16 protein-coding genes are annotated in these 16,631 nt (G+C 64.2%); 7 read left to right on the forward strand and 9 right to left on the reverse strand.

Annotated features, from left to right (window positions below; translation table 11 throughout):
- Positions 1-59: 59 nt before the first annotated feature.
- The gene (locus FJ430_RS22865) at positions 60-2,105 is read right to left on the reverse strand and encodes an FAD-dependent oxidoreductase (protein WP_140704152.1); all 2,046 of its coding nucleotides are present in this window, start codon (positions 2,103-2,105) and stop codon (positions 60-62) included.
- A gap of 119 nt (positions 2,106-2,224) precedes the next feature.
- Between FJ430_RS22865 and queF the strand changes: the two genes are divergently transcribed.
- Positions 2,225-2,686, forward strand: coding sequence for a preQ(1) synthase (gene queF / locus FJ430_RS22870; protein WP_140704154.1), 462 nt, complete (start codon positions 2,225-2,227; stop codon positions 2,684-2,686).
- Positions 2,687-2,778: 92 nt separating this feature from the next.
- Here queF and FJ430_RS22875 read toward each other — a convergent pair whose 3' ends face one another.
- From FJ430_RS22875 to FJ430_RS22890, 4 genes are all read right to left on the reverse strand, one after another.
- On the reverse strand, positions 2,779-3,414 hold the full coding sequence (locus tag FJ430_RS22875) for a hypothetical protein (protein WP_140704156.1): 636 nt from the start codon (positions 3,412-3,414) through the stop codon (positions 2,779-2,781).
- Between the two features lie 4 nt (positions 3,415-3,418).
- Positions 3,419-3,892: a DUF3828 domain-containing protein gene (locus tag FJ430_RS22880; RefSeq protein WP_140704158.1), complete on the reverse strand. Its 474-nt coding sequence runs from the start codon at positions 3,890-3,892 to the stop codon at positions 3,419-3,421.
- A 100-nt stretch (positions 3,893-3,992) separates the two neighbouring features.
- Positions 3,993-5,642: an ABC transporter substrate-binding protein gene (locus FJ430_RS22885; protein ID WP_140704161.1), complete on the reverse strand. Its 1,650-nt coding sequence runs from the start codon at positions 5,640-5,642 to the stop codon at positions 3,993-3,995.
- A 64-nt stretch (positions 5,643-5,706) separates the two neighbouring features.
- Positions 5,707-7,257, reverse strand: a complete 1,551-nt coding sequence (locus tag FJ430_RS22890) for a trimethylamine methyltransferase family protein (protein WP_140704163.1) — start codon at positions 7,255-7,257, stop codon at positions 5,707-5,709.
- A gap of 89 nt (positions 7,258-7,346) precedes the next feature.
- On the opposite strand from FJ430_RS22890, the gene FJ430_RS22895 reads away from it, so the two are divergent.
- Positions 7,347-8,249, forward strand: a complete 903-nt coding sequence (locus FJ430_RS22895) for a LysR substrate-binding domain-containing protein (RefSeq protein ID WP_140641221.1) — start codon at positions 7,347-7,349, stop codon at positions 8,247-8,249.
- Between the two features lie 52 nt (positions 8,250-8,301).
- On the opposite strand, the gene FJ430_RS22900 is transcribed toward FJ430_RS22895, so the two are convergent.
- On the reverse strand, positions 8,302-8,610 hold the full coding sequence (locus tag FJ430_RS22900; RefSeq protein ID WP_140641219.1) for a putative quinol monooxygenase: 309 nt from the start codon (positions 8,608-8,610) through the stop codon (positions 8,302-8,304).
- A 108-nt stretch (positions 8,611-8,718) separates the two neighbouring features.
- On the opposite strand from FJ430_RS22900, the gene FJ430_RS22905 reads away from it, so the two are divergent.
- Both FJ430_RS22905 and mutL read left to right on the forward strand, forming a co-directional pair.
- Positions 8,719-9,681, forward strand: coding sequence for a GlxA family transcriptional regulator (locus FJ430_RS22905; RefSeq protein ID WP_140704165.1), 963 nt, complete (start codon positions 8,719-8,721; stop codon positions 9,679-9,681).
- 61 nt (positions 9,682-9,742) lie between these two features.
- A complete protein-coding gene (gene mutL / locus FJ430_RS22910) occupies positions 9,743-11,617 on the forward strand; it encodes a DNA mismatch repair endonuclease MutL (protein WP_140704167.1) in 1,875 nt (624 codons plus the stop codon).
- Between the two features lie 48 nt (positions 11,618-11,665).
- Here the strand turns inward: mutL and FJ430_RS22915 are convergent, their stop codons facing one another.
- Together FJ430_RS22915 and FJ430_RS22920 are read right to left on the reverse strand one after the other, a co-directional pair.
- Positions 11,666-12,424 carry a hypothetical protein gene (locus FJ430_RS22915; RefSeq protein ID WP_140704169.1) on the reverse strand — a complete coding sequence of 253 codons (759 nt, stop codon included), beginning with the start codon at positions 12,422-12,424 and terminating at the stop codon, positions 11,666-11,668.
- Positions 12,425-12,542: 118 nt separating this feature from the next.
- Positions 12,543-13,436, reverse strand: coding sequence for a DMT family transporter (locus FJ430_RS22920; protein ID WP_140704171.1), 894 nt, complete (start codon positions 13,434-13,436; stop codon positions 12,543-12,545).
- A 90-nt stretch (positions 13,437-13,526) separates the two neighbouring features.
- Here FJ430_RS22920 and FJ430_RS22925 point away from each other — a divergent pair, with 90 nt between their 5' ends.
- Positions 13,527-14,453, forward strand: a complete 927-nt coding sequence (locus FJ430_RS22925; RefSeq protein ID WP_140704343.1) for a LysR substrate-binding domain-containing protein — start codon at positions 13,527-13,529, stop codon at positions 14,451-14,453.
- A gap of 237 nt (positions 14,454-14,690) precedes the next feature.
- Here the strand turns inward: FJ430_RS22925 and FJ430_RS22930 are convergent, their stop codons facing one another.
- Positions 14,691-15,293 (reverse strand): hypothetical protein, encoded by a 603-nt coding sequence (locus FJ430_RS22930; RefSeq protein WP_140704174.1) that lies wholly within the window; start codon positions 15,291-15,293, stop codon positions 14,691-14,693.
- Between the two features lie 114 nt (positions 15,294-15,407).
- On the opposite strand from FJ430_RS22930, the gene FJ430_RS22935 reads away from it, so the two are divergent.
- Both FJ430_RS22935 and FJ430_RS22940 read left to right on the forward strand, forming a co-directional pair.
- Positions 15,408-15,641: a DUF2093 domain-containing protein gene (locus FJ430_RS22935; RefSeq protein WP_040986608.1), complete on the forward strand. Its 234-nt coding sequence runs from the start codon at positions 15,408-15,410 to the stop codon at positions 15,639-15,641.
- A gap of 133 nt (positions 15,642-15,774) precedes the next feature.
- Entirely contained in the window at positions 15,775-16,539 is a 765-nt protein-coding gene (locus FJ430_RS22940) for a glycosyltransferase family 92 protein (RefSeq protein WP_226891841.1), read from the forward strand.
- Positions 16,540-16,631: the final 92 nt, after the last annotated feature.

Genomic DNA, 16,631 nt, shown 5'->3' on the forward strand with positions numbered 1-16,631 from the left:
CGCAACGGACCAAGCGGCAGGTGGCTCTCCTTGCAAAGGTCCGTTGCGCGTCACAACCCTCAGATCCTGATCCCGAACCGTATGCCGTCATAGATGGCGGCGTGGATGTTGCGCGAGGCGACAGCGTCGCCGATGCGAAACATCACGAAGCCGCCTTCGGCATTGCGCGCGGGGAAGATGTCGCCGCCGCTCACCAGCCGCTCATAGTCGACCGCGCCGCCGTTCTTCGACAGGGGTTTGAGCGACAGATAAAGATCGTCGAGCGGCACGGTGCCGTGCTCGACCACCACCTGGTCGATGCGCCGCTCGCCGCGCCAGCCGTCGGCGAAGTCCGACGCCAGCTCGGCGACGAGCTGGTTGCCCTCGCGGCGAACCGAACGCAGGCGGGTGTTGATGGTGACGGTGACGCCTTTCTCATGGAAGGCGCGCATATAGGGCACGTGGTTCAGGCCGCCCATTTCCGGCGCGAAGAAGCGCTCGGGCGAAACCAATTCCAGCTTCGAGCCACTGTTGGCGATCAGCTCGGCGGCGCCCATGCCCTGATGGCCGCCATTGTCGTCGTAGAGCAGCACGTTCTCGGCCGGTTTGACGCTCCCGGCCATGATGTCCCAGCTCGAGGTCACCAGATTGTCGCCGGCCGTCAGCGGCGGGTTCTGCGGCATGCCACCGGTGGCGACGATCACCACATCCGGCGACAGCGCCAGGACATCGTCCTTCTCGGCCCAGGTGTCGTAGCGGATTTCAACGCCGAGACGGTCGAGCTCGGCCAATCGCCAGTCGATGATGCCGATCAGTTCCTTGCGGCGCGGGTTCTGGGTTGCCAAGCGCACCTGTCCTCCGGCCTGGCTTGAGGCTTCCAGCACAGTCACCTGATGGCCACGTTCGGCTGCGACGCGGGCGGCCTCCAGGCCGCCGGCGCCAGCGCCCACCACCACGACTTTCTTCTTCGGTCCCTCGCTCTTGGCGATGATATGCGGAATGGTCGCCTCGCGGCCGGTCGCGGCGTTGTGGACGCAAAGCGCCTCGCCGCCCTCATAGATGCGGTCGAGGCAATAGGTGGCGCCGACGCAGGGGCGGATCTCGTGCTCGCGGCCCTCCATCACTTTGCGGATGATGTGCGGATCGGCGATATGGGCGCGCGTCATGCCGACCATGTCGAGCTTGCCGGCGGCGATGGCGTGGCGGGCGGTGGCGACGTCGGAAATACGCGCCGCGTGGAAGGTCGGGAACTTCGTCGCCGCCCTCACCTCACCGGCGAAATCGAGATGCGGCGATGAGCGCATGCCGGTCACCGGAATGACCTTGGTCAGCGACGCATCGGTTTCGATCGTGCCGCGGATGATGTTGAGGAAATCGACCTTGCCGGAATTGGCGAGCCGCCTGGCGATCTCGACGCCCACCTCCTTCGAGATGCCCTTTTCGAAATCCTCGTCGGCAACCATGCGAATACCGATGATGAATTCTTTACCGACCGCGGCGCGCACCGCATCCAGAACCATGTCGGTGAAGCGCAACCGGTTGTCGAGCGAGCCGCCGAACTCGTCGTCGCGATGGTTGGTCAGCGGCGACCAGAAGCCATCCATCAGATGGCCGTAGGATTCGAATTCGATGCCGTCGAGGCCGGCCGCCTGGCAGCGCTGCGCGGCCGAAGCATAGTCGGCGACGATGCGCTCGATGTCCCACTCCTCGATGGTCTTCGGGAAGGCGCGATGCGCCGGCTCGCGCACCGGCGAGGCTGACAGCACCGGTAGCCAATCGGCCTTGTTCCAGCCCGTGCGGCGACCGAGATGGGTGATCTGGATCATCACCTTGCAGTCATGCTCATGGCAGGCATCCGCGAGCTCAGCCAGCCACGGCACGATGCGGTCGTCATAGACATGCAGATTGCCGAAGGCGGCCGGGCTGTCGCGCGAAACGATCGCCGAGCCCGCCGTCATGGTCAGCGCCATGCCGCCCTTGGCCTTTTCGGCGTGGTAGAGCCGGTAGCGCTCCTTCGGCATGCCGTCCTCGGAATAGGCCGGTTCATGGCTGGTCGACATCACCCGGTTCTTCAGCGTCAGATGCTTGAGTTGGTAAGGTTGGAGAAGCGGGTCGTTGCTGGTCATCTTCTTCCTGCCGTTTCAAAATCAAATTGTGCTAATGAGCGCGCCGCGCCCAATTGAACGCGGCGCCAAATGATCGCGCTGCCGCCCGTCGAACCGTCGGCGGCAGCAAGGAGTTGCCCATGACCGACGCCAAGAACCTCACCCAGCTCGGCAAGCACGTCGAGACGCCACAGAGCCCCGACCAGGCGGTCCTGGAGACCGTGCCGTTCCAGCGCGGCGACGGCCCGCCGGCGATCGTGCGTTTCACTTGCCCGGAATTCACCTCGCTCTGTCCGGTCACCGGCCAGCCCGATTTCGCCCACATCGTTATCGACTACGCACCCGACCGGACGCTGGTGGAATCGAAATCGCTGAAGTTGTTCATGACCTCGTTCCGCAACCACGGCGCCTTCCATGAGGAATGCACGGTGATGATCGGCCGCCGCATCGTCGAGGCGACGAAGCCGCTCTGGCTGCGCGTCGGCGGCTACTGGTTCCCGCGCGGCGGCATCCCCATCGACGTCTTCTGGCAGACCGGCGCGCCGCCCAAGGACGTATGGCTGCCGGATACCGGCGTCGCGCCTTATCGCGGCAGGGGCTGAAATTTGTTGCGAGAAGCCGGCGGGACAGCGCCCCCCTCTGTGCAGGACAGAAGGGGGCACGAAGGATCGCCGGCGCTGATCTTTAATCGCCATCACTCGCACTGGTACTGGCTGAGCGCCCATTCGCCGGTCACCGACAGAAGATCGGAGATCTTCCAGCCGCCGCCGACCTTCTTCAGCTTCCACTCGAGGCGATGCTGGTGGCCTTCGACGACGAAGGCCACGACCACCTTGGCCTGATCGCCGTTGACGGCCTCGATGGTGCGCAGGCTCTTGTCGATGGCGAGCTTGTCATAATCTGCATTGTCGAGCGCCATGTTGGGATCCAGGCATTCGCCCTGCCCCGAGGCGCGCAGCGCATCGCTCTTGTCGAGCACGGTTTTCGCCGGATCGACGAAGTTCTTGCGCTGGGCCGGATCGAGCTCGAGCCCGAGATGTTCGTAGAAGGGCTTGACCACCGCTGTCGGCGATCCAGGCAGGACAGGCGCGGGCGGCGGCAGTTCGACCGGCTTGTTTTCCGGCGCCTGGGTTGCGGCGGGCGGCGAGGTATCGTCCGCCGGCGGCGACTTGTCGACCACAGGCGGCGACTTGTCGTCCGCCGGCGCATTGTCGCCCGAGGACGCGCTCGGCGGCGGCGCGCCGAAGAGCCCCTGCGCCGAGGCGCCGCCGTTCAGCCCCGCGGCCAGCATCGACAAGCTCGACAGCGCAAGGACGAGACGACGAAGCACGGCATCACTCCGTCGAGGCGCCGCATTCCAGCGCACTGAGCTTCCAGCCGCTGGTCTTGGAGGTGATGTCGGCGATCTTCCACTTGCCGTCCACTTTCTTCAGCGACCACACCATTTCGCGTTTGGAGTCATCGCCTTCCGGGAAAAGATTGAAGTTTGTCGTCACCTCGGCGGTGTCGCCATTGACGGTCTCGGCGAGCTTCAGCGTCTTCGACAGGGTCTTCTGATCGAAATCCTGGGCGTCGAGGCCCGGGTCGAAATCGATGCAGGACACCTCGTCGGGCTTCTCCTTCTGCGCCTTGTCGTTGGCTTCGAACAGCCTGGTGACCGGCTCGGTGAAGCGGTCGCGATATTTGGCGTCCGCCTCGAACTTCACTTCCGGCACGTAGAAGAACTTCACGGCGTTGGACGCCGGCCCGGCAAGCGCGGCGCCGGGCAACGCAATCGACATGGCAGCGGCAAGCACTATCGGCTTCATGCAGGATCTCCGGAGGTTCGGCGGCGTGGTGGCAAGATCGCCACCACGCATCCTGCATATCGGCTTTTTTGCGGCTCATGAAGTCCTTGCGCTGTCCTTCTCAGGCATCCAGCCAGACGTTCTGGAAGTCCATTTCATAGGTCTGGTGCATCGAGTAGTTCTTCACCTTCTTGTTCATATGGCAGTAGAGCTTCTGCCAGAAGGGCTGAACGATGACGCCGGAGTCCTGCAGGATCGTCTCGACGTCCTTCATCACCTCCTTGCGCTTGGCGACGTCGATGAGCGACAGCGCCTCCTTGAGCTTGGCGTCGAAATCCGGGTTGGAATAAGCCGTTTCGTTCCAGGCCTCGCCGGTGCGGTAGCCGAGCGCCAGAACCTGGACGCCCAGCGGGCGCATGTACCAGATGGTCATGGAATAAGGATATTTCGTCCAGTCGTTCCAGAAGGTCGAGCCCGGCAGCACCGTGCGCTTCACCTTGATGCCGGCGTCGCGCAACTGGCCGGCGATCGCGTCGCCGGTGTTCTTCTGCCATTCGTCCTCGACCGTGATCAGCTCATGCTCGAAGTCAGCCTGGCCAGCGTCGGCCATCAGCTTCTTGGCGCCGGCGGCGTCGCGCTCCTTCTTGGGCAGCGGGTAGTATTCGGGATGGATCGGGCTGACGTGGTGGTTCTCGCCGACCGTGCCGCGGCCATTGTAGCCGAGCTGCATCACCTGGTTGTTGTCGACCGCCATTTGCAGCGCATTGCGCACCCGCTTGTCGTCATAGGGCTTGTGCGTGACGTTGGTGCGGGCAACGAGCGTGGTTGCCGTCGCCACCTCCGATTTCACCAGATCCATCTTGTCGAGCGGGTCGATGAAGTCGGCCGGCGTCTCGAAATCGAGATCGATCTCGCCGGAATCGAAGGCATTCAGCGTGGCGTTGAAGTCAGTGCCGTAGTCGATGAACTCGACCCCGTCGAGCGGTGCTTCGCCGCCCCACCACTTGCCGTTCTCGCGGCGCTTGACGACCGCCTTCGACCCCACCGAATAAGACACCAGCTCGAAGGCTCCGGTGCCGATCGGCTTCTTGATCGGATCGGCGCCATCCTTGTCGAAGTCGCGGTGGACGACCAGGGCCGGATAGTCGGTGAGGCCCGGGATGATGGCGATATCGGCTTCGTTGAGCTTCAGCTTGACCGTGTGGTCGTCGACCTTGGTGATCGCGCCATCCTTGGCCTTGCCGGTCTTGGCGTCGATCAGCGCGCCGACACGGGCGGCCATGGAATTGCCGGACGCCCCCTTCTCGCACCAGCGGTTCAGATTGGCGACCACGTCGTCCGCGTTGAAGGCATCGCCATTGTTCCAGGTGACGCCCTTGCGCAGATGCAGCGTGTATTCGGTGGCGTCGTCATTGACGTCCCAGCTTTCCAGCAGCACCGGCTCGAAGGTGAACTGGTGCGTGTAGCGTACCAGCGGCTCCAGCCAGGTGCGGGTGATGTTCGCCATCTCCGTCCAGTCATAGGTGCGCGGGTCCTTCTGCGCCTTGACCGACATCGCGACATGCAGCGTTCCGCCCTTCTTGGGCTCATCGGCGAGTGCCTTGGTCGGCGCGGCAAGGCCGAGCATGCCGTAGGCGAAAGCCGTCGACGCGCCGAAGGCGCTCGCCAGAGCCAGGAATTCGCGCCGGTCGACACGACCCTCCCGCGCCTCCTCTGCCATCGCTTCGATAGCGGCCGGGACCCTGTCACCATTGCTTCTGAAAAGTGTCATTCTCGTTCTCCCATTGATTTCTTCAGGTCTTCGCCCGGTTGGTTTCAACTAACGCTGCAATCCATCAACTAACGCTGTCCGGCAGCTTTTCCTCACGCCGCGCGATCAAATCCGCGAGACCCTCGGCAATGCCCTCGTCGAGCTTCGGTTCCTGGTAGTCGGCGAGCATGGCGCGCGCCTTTTCGCGACCGCGCGTGTCATGGTCCTTCGCGCCTTCGGCGTTCCACTGCTCGAAGGAGTTGAAGTCCATGATGTTCGGCATGAAGAAGGCGCTCTCGAAATGCTCGAGCGTGTGCTGCGTGCCGAGGAAATGCCCTTGCGGACCGACCTCGCGGATCGCCGCCATCGCCTCCTTGAAATCGTCGAAAGGCACCCCGCCGGCATATTTGTACCAGCCGACGAGCTGCTCGCAGTCGGTGGCGAATTTCGAATAGCCGCAGGTGAGGCCCGCTTCCAGCCAGCCGGCGGAATGCCAGATGTAATTGGCGCCCGAGAGGATCGCGGCATGCATCAGCATGTTCGCCTCATAGCCGGCCTGCGCGTCGTTGAGCTTAGAACCGACATGGAAGCCGGAGGTGCGCCAGGGCAATTTGTATTTCCTGGCCAGCGCACCCATCAGATACATCATCTGGGCCGCCTCCGGCGTGCCGCCCATCGGAGCGCCGGTCTTCATGTCGACGGTGACCATGAATTGGCCGTAGATCTGCGGCGAGCCCGGGCGGATGAGCTGGGTCAGGGCCACGCCGGCAAGCGCCTCGGCGTTGACTTGCGCCACCGCCCCGACGGCGGAAGCCGAGGTCGACGCGCCGCACAGCGCGAAGGGCGCCAGGATCAGCGGCTGATTGTGGCTGGCATAGACCCGCATGGCGTCGATCATGGTGGCATCCCACACCAGCGGCGAATTGCAGTTGGTGATCGCCACCAGCACAGGGTTGTCGCGCACGAAGTCCTCGCCGAAGACGATGCCAGCCATCGCCATCGTGTCCTCGGCGCGTTCCTTCGACGTCACGATGCCCATGAACGGCTTGTCGGAATGTTTCAGCGCCGAATGGATGATGTGCAGATGCCGCTTCGGCACGGCGATTTCCATCGGCTCGCAGATGACCGAGCTCGACGAATGCAGCGCCGGCGCCATGTAGGCCATCTTGTGGAAATTGTTGAGGTCGGCGAGCGTGCCGTAACGGCGCTTGTTGTCGAGGTCGCGGATATAGGGCGCGCCATACATCGGCACGAAGATCGAGTTCTTGCCGCCGACGCGCACGGTGCGCTCGGGGTTGCGCGCGTTGAGCGTGAATTCCGCCGGAACCTTCGAGACGAGTTCCATCAGCAAAGCGCGGTCGATGCGGACACGCGTCTCCCGCACGTCCGCGCCGGCCGCTTTCCAGAGCTCGATCGCCCCGTCGTCGCGGAATTCGCACCCCACCTCCTCGAGGATCTTGAGCGATTCCTCGTGGATCAGCTCCACCGCCTCGTCAGGCACGATCTCATAGGCGGGGATCTTGCGGACAAGGGTCGGGAAGGACGCGATCGGCGTGCTTCTCAGCGCCTTGCGGCCAAGACGGCCACCGCCGCGGCGGTGGGTCTGTTCGGTCAATTCAACGGCCGGTGCGTTCATGGAGCCTCCTTCTTCCCGCCACTCACGTTAGCGAGGCAAAATATGGCTGTGACGCTGGAAAATCCTGATCTTCTGTATAAGCTCACCTTATGCGAAGCCTGCGCCACCTCCTGCCCTCAGCCGGCAGCCTCATCGTCTTCGAAGCCGCGGGCCGGCTGTCGAGCTTCACCGCCGCCGGACGCGAACTCGGCATGACCCAGGCGGCCGTCTCCTATGCCGTGCGCGGCCTGGAGGAGCAGCTCGGCGCCAAGCTCTTCCAACGGCGCCACCGCCAGGTGATTCTGACGGAGGCCGGCGAGCGCTTCCATGCTGACGTCTCGCTCGGCCTGTCGCATATCCGCAAATCGGCGGAGGACCTGCGCCTGCAGGCGACGGGCGGGCACGTGACGCTTGCCGCCTCGACAGCCTTCGGCTCGTTCTGGATGATGCCGCGCCTGCAGCAGTTCCGCGACGAACTGCCGGGCGTCGACCTGCGCATCCAGACCGCCGACCGCGATCTCGACATCATCGCCGAGGGCATTCCGCTCGGGGTGCGCGGCGGCGTGCCGCGCGACTGGCCGGACTATCACTCGCTGTCGCTCTCCGACGAGGAGATCTTCCCGGTCGCGGGACCGAGCTATCTCGCCAAATTCGGCAAGCCGAGGACGGTCGAGGAACTGGCCACGCACCGGCTGATACATCTCGAGGAGCCCTATCGCGAGGCGCCGAACTGGGATGAATGGTTTGCTTCGGCCGGAACCAGCCTGCGTAACGCAGAGCGCGGCTTGCGCATCAACGATTATGCCCTGGTGATCCAGGCGGTGATGGAGGGGCAAGGCATCTCGCTCGGATGGCGGCATCTGGTCGAGCGGCTGGTTGCGTCCGGGCTGCTGGTGCCGGTGACGGACCATGTGATGCGGACCGGCATCGGCTTCCACGTGATCTGGCCGAAGAACCGCGACCTCAGTGATAATGCGCGCAGGGTCAGGGACTGGCTGGTGGCGCAGGCGTGAAACCGCGCACCGCAAGCCGGCGTATGGCCAGTTCACGGTGCGGCCGACAGGCTCACACCGAGCCGTCGTTCTTCAACCCGAGCACATCGATCCTGTCGATGGTCGGCGGTCCGGCAAACAGCGTCTCGGCATTGGCCATCAAGGCCTTGGCGATCTCGCCGGTGAGATGCGCCTCGCGCCCGGCTTCGTCGTGAAAGGCGTCGAAAACGCCGAAGACGCTTGGCGAAAGCTGCAGGGCAAACCAGATCGGCGTCCCGGCCTCCCGGTTGGCAAGCTGTAGCCCCGCCTGCAGGAAGGCGGCGACGTCCTTTTCCTTGCCGGGCTTGGCTTCGAAACGGGCGAACAGTGCAAGCTTGATCATTTCTTCTCTCCTTCGGTGCACGGCCAGATCGACCGTCGCAGAGCAGGGTCGCAGCACTGAAGCGAAAACAGTATTGGCAGAAATGACTTCTTTGATATCATTCTTGCCATGAACATTTCCGTACTTGTTCTCGACGGCGCATTCGACACCGGGCTGGCCTGCGTTCTGGACGTCTTCGGCACGGCCAACGAACTCGCCGCCATGCTGCCGGCGCCGCCCAACCGCTTCGTCACCACCATCGTGGGGGTTAGCGACAGCGTGCGCACCGCACAGGGAATGCAAGTGCCAGCCGTGCCGATTGGCAGCGAACCAGCCCCCGACTGGCTTTTGATCCCTGCGCTCGGCCAGAAAATGCCCGAGCCACTGGGCGCTGCCCTGAAGCGGAGCGATGTCGGCGCGGCGGTCGAAGCGCTGCAGGCTCGTGCCGACGACGGCACACGCATCGGCGCGGCGTGCATCGGCACCTTCGTTCTCGCCGAAAGCGGCCTGCTCGACGGACGGCCATCGACGACGACATGGTGGTTGGCGCCGATGTTCAGGCAGCGTTATCCCGGAGTACGGCTCGACGCTTCGCGCATGCTGGTCAATGACGGCCAATTCGTCACCGCGGGCGCAGCGCTCGGCCATATCGATCTCGCTTTGCTGGTGATCCGGCAGGCAAGTCCGGAACTCGCTGCGCTGACCGCGAAATATCTGATCGTCGACAGCCGGCCGCTCCAATCTGCCTACGCAATTTCAGATCACCTTGCCCATTCGAATCCGCTGGTCGAGCGCTTCGAACGCTGGGCGCGTGGACGGCTTGCCGACGGTTTCAACCTCGATGAGGCGGCCGCGGCGCTCGGCGCCAGCAAGCGCACACTGTCACGGCGCGTCAACGATGTGCTGGGCAAGACGCCGCTGTCCTTCTTCCAGGATCTGCGCGTCGAACAGGCGGTGCATCTCTTGAAAACCACATCGGACAGCGTCGAGGAGATCGCGGCCAAGGTCGGCTACGGCGATGGGGTGACGCTGCGCAACTTGTTGCGGCGACGGCTGCGCAAGGGGGTGCGCGAGATCCGCGCCGCCAGCTGATCCACAGCCGCCGTCATTCTGTCCCTCCCCCACCGGCCGCGAATCCGCCTATAATGACCGCATGCCGATCCGCCAGCTTTCCGAAACGATGATCAACCAGATCGCCGCCGGCGAGGTCATCGAGCGTCCGGCGAGCGTGGTGAAGGAGCTGGTCGAGAATGCCCTCGATGCTGGCGCGTCGCGCGTCGAGATCGTCACGGCGGGCGGCGGTCTGAACCTCATCCGCGTCACCGATGACGGCTCGGGCATTCCCGAAAAGGAGCTGGCGCTGGCGATCGCGCGGCACTGCACCTCGAAGCTCTCCGACGACATCCACGACATCCGCTCGCTCGGCTTCCGCGGCGAGGCGCTGCCCTCGATCGGTTCCGTCGCGCGGCTGTCGATCCGCTCGCGCACGGCAAGCGGCGACAGCGCGGCCGAGATCGGCATCGACGGCGGCCGCGTCTTACCGGTGAAGCCGGCGGCGGCCAATCGCGGCACCACGGTCGAGGTGCGCGACCTCTTCTTCGCCACGCCGGCCAGGCTCAAATTCATGAAGGGCGAGCGCGCCGAAAGCTCGGCCACCGGCGACGTGGTGAAGCGCATCGCGATCGCTTTCCCGGCCGTGCGCTTCACGCTTGCCGGTCCCGACCGCTCGACGCTGGAACTGCCGGCTACGGACGACACGCCGGAAGGTCGCCTTGTCCGCGTCGCGCAGGTGATGGGCAAGGATTTTCCCGACAATGCCATTGCCATCGATGCCGCGCGGGGGGGTGTCCACCTGGCCGGCCACGTCTCGATCCCGTCCTACACGCGGGCGAACGCGTTGCAGCAATATGCCTATGTCAACGGGCGGCCGGTGCGCGACAAGCTGATCGCCGGCGCAATCCGCGGCGCCTTCGCCGACGTTCTGCCGCGCGACCGGCATGCGGTGACCGTGCTGTTCCTGTCGCTTGATCCATCGACCGTCGACGTCAACGTGCATCCGGCCAAGGCCGATGTGCGGTTCCGCGATCCCGGCCTGGTGCGCGGGCTGATCGTCGGCGCCATCCGCGAGGCGCTGGCCGGCGCTGGCATCCGCGCGGCGACCACGGGGGCCGCCGGCATGATGGCGGCATTCCGGCCGGGGGCGGCGCCCTACTCGCATGCCGGCCCGGCCAACGGCCATCGCAGCTACGAGGCCGCTTATCACGCTTCCGGCTCCGGAGGCTTCGATCCGTTGCGCTCGGCGCAGCGGCCCCTCGACATGGGCTATGGTGAACCAAGGCCGCGGTCCAATGGCTTTGCCGAGAACGAGCAGGCCGCCTTCGACACCGGCCCGCTCGCCAGTGCCGACGCTCGGGCCGGCGTCGCTGAGCCGACTGAGGCGCTGCTCGGCATGGTATTGGGCGCGGCGCGCGCGCAGGTGCATGAGAACTACATCGTCGCCCAGACGCGGGATTCGCTCGTCATCGTCGACCAGCATGCCGCGCATGAGCGGCTGGTCTACGAGGCGCTGAAGAATGCGCTGCACGCGCGCGCGGTGCCTTCGCAGATGTTGCTTTTGCCCGAGATCGTCGACCTGCCGGAAGAAGATGCCGAGCGGCTGGCGATGCATTCCGACACGCTCGCCAAATTCGGCCTCGGCCTCGAGCGCTTCGGCCCCGGCGCGGTGGCGGTGCGCGAGACGCCGTCGATGCTGGGCGAGACCAATGTACAGCAGCTGGTGCGCGACCTTGCCGACGAGATCGCCGACAACGACACTGTCGAGACGCTGAAGGAACGGCTGGACAGAATAGCCGCGACCATGGCCTGCCACGGCTCGGTGCGGTCAGGCCGGCTGCTCAAGGCCGAGGAGATGAACGCGCTGCTGCGCCAGATGGAGGCGACGCCCGGGTCCGGCACCTGCAACCACGGCCGCCCGACCTATATCGAGCTCAAGCTCGCCGACATAGAAAGGCTGTTCGGGCGGCGGTGATCTCTTGGCTGTTGCGCATTGCCAAGGTTGGTCAGATGTGCCTGAGCATCATTTCTTCAGATGGTATTTTCTTGTCTTGAGGTTGAGGACATAGTCGTTCGCGCTTGCGAATTTGCCGCCTCCAAAATCCACTGAAATGATGACCTTGCCGCTCTCCACCCATTTTTGCACATTCATGTAAATGGGCGTCGTCGACATACCGGCGTTGCAGTCCTCATCGTCGAAGCCGATCTCCTGAACGGCCTTCTTTTTCTTCTTGTCGATCACCAGCATTTTCGTCATGCAGATGCCGGCGTCGGACTTCGTGTAGATCCCTGCAAATCTGTCGCGGTTCGTTTCAGCCCAAAAGGGAATTTCGACGGTCCCGTCGATCTTCAGGTCGCCTGTATCGTCGAGACTCGCGACCTTTCTGAGCGTAACGGGAAACTTGTCCACGCCTTTGCTCCAGCTTCCCGCCGCGCCGCTGTCACTGACCTCGAGAGAGAAAGGACATCCCGTGGTGTCGACGGGTGTCCTCGACCCCATGACGAGGACGCGTTGAAATTCCTTGTCGTCCGCGATCTCGCACAGCGTGAGCTTTGAGCCCTCCGCCTTGCCGTAGATCGCAATCGGGCTTTGCCTGGCGTCGTAGAAGTAGCTTCCTTCGACACTGATGCCGCTGCCGAAGCTGGCATAGCGCTGCAGGGAGAAATGGACCGGGTTCGGCCCGATGGAGCCTTCGTAGTTTTCCACCTGGTACCAGCCCGCGTCGGCTTTCCCGCTCAGCATCAGCAGGCAGAAAACCGTGGCAATGAAGCCTCTTCCCATCCCGATCCCCTCCGTCAATGCGGATCAGGATAGCTTGCCTCACGTCCGCATCACAGGGGCCGCAAGTGACGAACTCAACTTGTCGATTCGAGCCTGGAAACGATCCCAACTCTCTGATCTACCGCTTCAAATTCACCACGATCACGCCGCCCAGCGCCAGCGCGCCGCCGAGGATGCCGAGCGGCGACGGCACTTCGCCCAGCCAGAAGAAGCCGATCAAGGCGGAGGTCGGCGAGACGAGATAGAGGAAGTTCGAGGCGCGCGCGGCCGGCAGGCGCGACAGCGCGGTCGCCCAGGCGGCATAGGCGATCAACGAGGGCACGATGCCGAGATAGATGACGGCGCCGAGACCGGCGGTGTCGGCGACCGCTGCCTGCGAAAACGCTTCCGGCAAGAACGGCGACAGGCAGAGCGCGCCGAGCACCATATTGGAAGCGGATATCGTCAGCGGATGATGGCGGGCAAAGAGCGGCTTTTGCACGATGGTGTTGACGGCGGAGCACAGGGCGGAACCCAGCACCAGCAGCGCGCCGGCGTTGAAATGCAGTCCGTGTCCGTCCGCGACCGCGATGATGCCGATGCCGGCGAAGGAGATGACGGTGCCCAGCCACGCCAAACGCGAGAAGCGTTCGCCGAGCAGCGCCATCGCCATGATGGCGGTGAAGATCGGGCTGACATTGATGATGAAGCCGGCCGCGCCCGCCGAGACGGTGAGCTCGCCGAAATTGAGCATGGCAGTGTAGAGCGCGACGAAGATGGCGCCGCCGAAGCCGAAGCGCCACAATTCGTCGATGCTGGGCAGCGCCGGGCGCTTCACCGCGAGGAAAATGGCGGCCGGAACCGCCGCGATGGCAAAGCGCAGCGCCCCTAACTCCAGCGGCTGGAAGGCGGCAAGGCCGGCGCGGATTGCCGGGAAAGCCGAGGCCCAGCCGATGACCGTCAACGTCACCGCGACCGCGGCGGCGGTGTCCATGCGCTGTGTCTCATTCAACGTGCCGGTGTAAGCGCTCATTGCCGTAACCTCGTCTTTCCTTGCCATGGACGCAGAAAACGCCATTGCCGGGCAATTGACAAACGACCAATTCGAGGGTCAGCTGTGAATGTGGGTCACAGCTCTGACCAGATACTGCCGCTCGAAACCTTGCGCGCCTTCGATGCGGCGGCGCGTATGGGGAGTTTTTCCGCGGCGGCTGAAAAACTCAACCTCACCCATGGCGCGGTAAGCCGCCAGATCGCCAAACTGGAGGACTGGCTTGGCTTGAAGGTGTTCGAGCGCAACGCGCGCGGCGTGACGCTGACGATCGAGGGTAACCGCCTGCATTTGCGGACCACCGAGGCCTTCGCGCTGATCTCGGTCAACTCCGACCGCTGGGTCGAGCCGCGCGGCACCGCCGTGGTGCGGCTGGCTTCGATCCCGTCGGTGAGCGGGCTATGGCTGATGCCGCGCATGGCCGCATTGGAGAACCATCCGACCAAGCTGCGCATCGTGCTCGACGTCGACAACCGCCAGGCCGACCTCGCCGACGAAGGCATCGACCTTTCGGTGCGCTGCGGGCGCGGCCGCATCCCGGGCCGAGTCTCCGTGCAGCTTTTCGAGGAGCATGTTTTCCCGATCGCCTCGCCCGAGTTGGCGAAGGAGATCGGACGAGGCGACCCAGCCCGGCTGCTGAAATTCCCGCTGATCAACGATTCCGACGCTTCCGCTTGGCGCGCCTGGTTCGCGGCGCAGGATGTGGATTATCGCCCGCGCCCACAGGACCGGCGTTTCGAAGACTATAATCTGGTGCTCGACGCGGCGGCGCACGGGCTGGGTATCGCGCTGGCGCGACCGCCGCTCACGGCGGACCAGATCGGGTCCGGCCGTATCGTCGCCGTCGATGAGCGCGTCGCGCTCAATCCGGTGTCTTATTGGATGGACCGCCCGGTCGGCCGGCCGCGCGCGGCGGCGGCGGACCTTGCCAGGCGCATCGCCGAACAGGCAGGGCTTGCTCCGGAAAAGCTCGAAGCTTTCCTTCAGGACGACGGCTAAAGCGCGTCGCGCTGAAAGGGATTCAGGCGACGCGCTTAAGTCTTTGTTTTGATGCATGTCGTTGTCCCAGAACCGCTGCGCACTTCCGGGCGACATGCATTGGAGCGTTTCACCGTTTCACGAAAACGGCGAACCACTCCATCTCCTTATTTTTTGACGCAATCCCGGACGGAAAGGCAACGGCGAAGTCGCCGAGCCTAACCGCTCACACTTTTCCTGGAATTGCTCTGAGCGGGGTTAGCGAAGCAGCAGCACCATGATCGTTGCCGTCACCGCAGAGACGATGGCCGTGACAACCGAGATCGTCCAAAGGGATATCGGCGCGGCTTCCGATCGCGGGGCATGTCCAGCCGGGCGGACGGAGGCACCGCGCGGCTGAGGCGCGTTGGCATTGGCCGCGACCAGCGCTGAAGCGGAAGCGATGGCCGGCGAAAACGTGGATAATGCGGGCGCAACCGCGGGCTTGGACATATTGTCGGTAACCGCTGCCGGTGGCGGAACGAAGCCGCGTGGGGCCTGATCGGTATCCGTCGCCGCCCGGCCGGTCGAGGGTCTTGCCGGCGTATCGTCGGCGGCGGCATCGGGCTCCATGACGGCCCGGTAGGCGTCCTCGACCTCGGAGGACGACAGGCGTTGCGATGCCTGAGCGGCCTGGCGCGGCTGCGCGCTTTGCAGCGACTGGGCCGCGATTTGCGCCGCCTGCCCCGTCGTGGGCGCCGGCGGCTGGATCAGCGCCTTGATCAAAGCCGTCGTCGCCGGATCGGCCTTGGGCGACGGCACCGCCTGCGGCGTGAGCGCCTCATTGATCAGCGTGTTCAGGCGGGTCGAGGCGATGTCCATGCCGGATTCCGGAAACCATTTTGCCGCTCAGCCATACTGGATGAGCATTGCGTCAAGCTTGACGTTGCTTGCGATTTGTGGCGATTGAAACCCGATGAACTCAAGCGCCCTTTCATGATGAACCGTTTTGAAGGCCCGGGCGGCAGGGAAGCCCGGATCCGTTATCTCGACGGCGACTTCCAGGTCACCAGTCCCGGCTCTTTCGTGCGCTGCGCGGTGACGGGCGAGAACATTCCCCTCGACGAGCTCAAATATTGGAGCGTCGCCCGGCAGGAGCCCTATGTGAACGCGGCGGTCTCGCTTGCCCGCGAGATCGAGATGCACCCGGAATTGCGCAAGCGGGGATAGGCCATGCGAGCCCATGGCACCGCGGCCATCGACCTCGACCGCTTAGGGCACTGCATTGAAAAACTTCAGGAAATCTCTCAAGACCCTTGTTCGCATGCCGCTTGTCATGCGTGCGAGATTGCGCGATCGGGCAGTGTCGAGGGCGCCCCGATTCAAGCTGACGGCCTGCGCCATCTTCCGTGAGGAAGCGCCGTTCCTGGCCGAATGGATCAGGTTCCACCAGAATGTGGGATTTGAGCATTTCTATCTCTACAACAACTTCTCGACCGACGACTTCAAAGCCGTGTTGAACCCGTTCATGCAGGAGGGGCTGGTTACGCTGGTCGACTGGCCGCGGCCGGTGGGGCAGCTGTCGGCTTATAGGGACTGCATCCGCAGGCACTGGCGTGAAGCGTTGTGGATCGGATTCTTCGACATCGATGAGTTTCTTTTCGCGCCCGACGGACGTGACGTTCCCTCGGTTCTGAGGGACTATCGCGACCTGCCAGGCGTTTGCGTCTGGCAAGCGTTCTATGGCTCCTCCGGCCATGTCGAGCGCCCGGAACGGCGGGTGGTCGAGGCCTACACGATGCGAGCCGGGCTGGACATCACGACGGTCAAGACAATCCTCAATCCCCGCCTGGTCTACAAGCCGGGCGTCCATCAGTCGAAATTCCTGTCCGGTGAAGGGATGGACACCCATCGACGGACCATCGCGCCCGGCGTGCCTCCCCAGCTCGATATCCTGAGGATCAATCACTATTGGTCGCGCTCGCTCGCCGACCTCGACCAGAAAATCCGGCGCCGCGACGCCTCGACTTCCGCGCTGCGCGACAGGGATTGGCATTTCGACTTCGAAAGCAAGCTCAATGTCGAGCGCGACGAGGCGGTCCTGAAGGCGATGCGGCGCGCAGGATAGCCGTAGCCACCTCCTCTTCCCCCTCCCATCGACGGTCCCAGGCCGTCATTTCAGTGCTGACACTTTCGCTTTTCTGAGGCTATTAGACAGCA

This window comes from Mesorhizobium sp. B2-8-5 (assembly GCF_006440675.2).
Lineage (GTDB): Bacteria > Pseudomonadota > Alphaproteobacteria > Rhizobiales > Rhizobiaceae > Mesorhizobium.

Coding starts and splice junctions, on each gene's coding strand:
- queF (WP_140704154.1), top strand. CDS start 2,225: ATGACCGACGCCAAGAACCTCACCCAGCTCGGCAAGCACGTCGAGACG.
- FJ430_RS22880 (WP_140704158.1), bottom strand. CDS start 3,892: ATGAAGCCGATAGTGCTTGCCGCTGCCATGTCGATTGCGTTGCCCGGC.
- mutL (WP_140704167.1), top strand. CDS start 9,743: ATGCCGATCCGCCAGCTTTCCGAAACGATGATCAACCAGATCGCCGCC.
- FJ430_RS22935 (WP_040986608.1), top strand. CDS start 15,408: ATGATGAACCGTTTTGAAGGCCCGGGCGGCAGGGAAGCCCGGATCCGT.
- FJ430_RS22930 (WP_140704174.1), bottom strand. CDS start 15,293: ATGGACATCGCCTCGACCCGCCTGAACACGCTGATCAATGAGGCGCTC.
- FJ430_RS22915 (WP_140704169.1), bottom strand. CDS start 12,424: ATGGGAAGAGGCTTCATTGCCACGGTTTTCTGCCTGCTGATGCTGAGC.
- FJ430_RS22865 (WP_140704152.1), bottom strand. CDS start 2,105: ATGACCAGCAACGACCCGCTTCTCCAACCTTACCAACTCAAGCATCTG.
- FJ430_RS22920 (WP_140704171.1), bottom strand. CDS start 13,436: ATGAGCGCTTACACCGGCACGTTGAATGAGACACAGCGCATGGACACC.
- FJ430_RS22885 (WP_140704161.1), bottom strand. CDS start 5,642: ATGACACTTTTCAGAAGCAATGGTGACAGGGTCCCGGCCGCTATCGAA.
- FJ430_RS22900 (WP_140641219.1), bottom strand. CDS start 8,610: ATGATCAAGCTTGCACTGTTCGCCCGTTTCGAAGCCAAGCCCGGCAAG.
- FJ430_RS22895 (WP_140641221.1), top strand. CDS start 7,347: ATGCGAAGCCTGCGCCACCTCCTGCCCTCAGCCGGCAGCCTCATCGTC.
- FJ430_RS22890 (WP_140704163.1), bottom strand. CDS start 7,257: ATGAACGCACCGGCCGTTGAATTGACCGAACAGACCCACCGCCGCGGC.
- FJ430_RS22905 (WP_140704165.1), top strand. CDS start 8,719: ATGAACATTTCCGTACTTGTTCTCGACGGCGCATTCGACACCGGGCTG.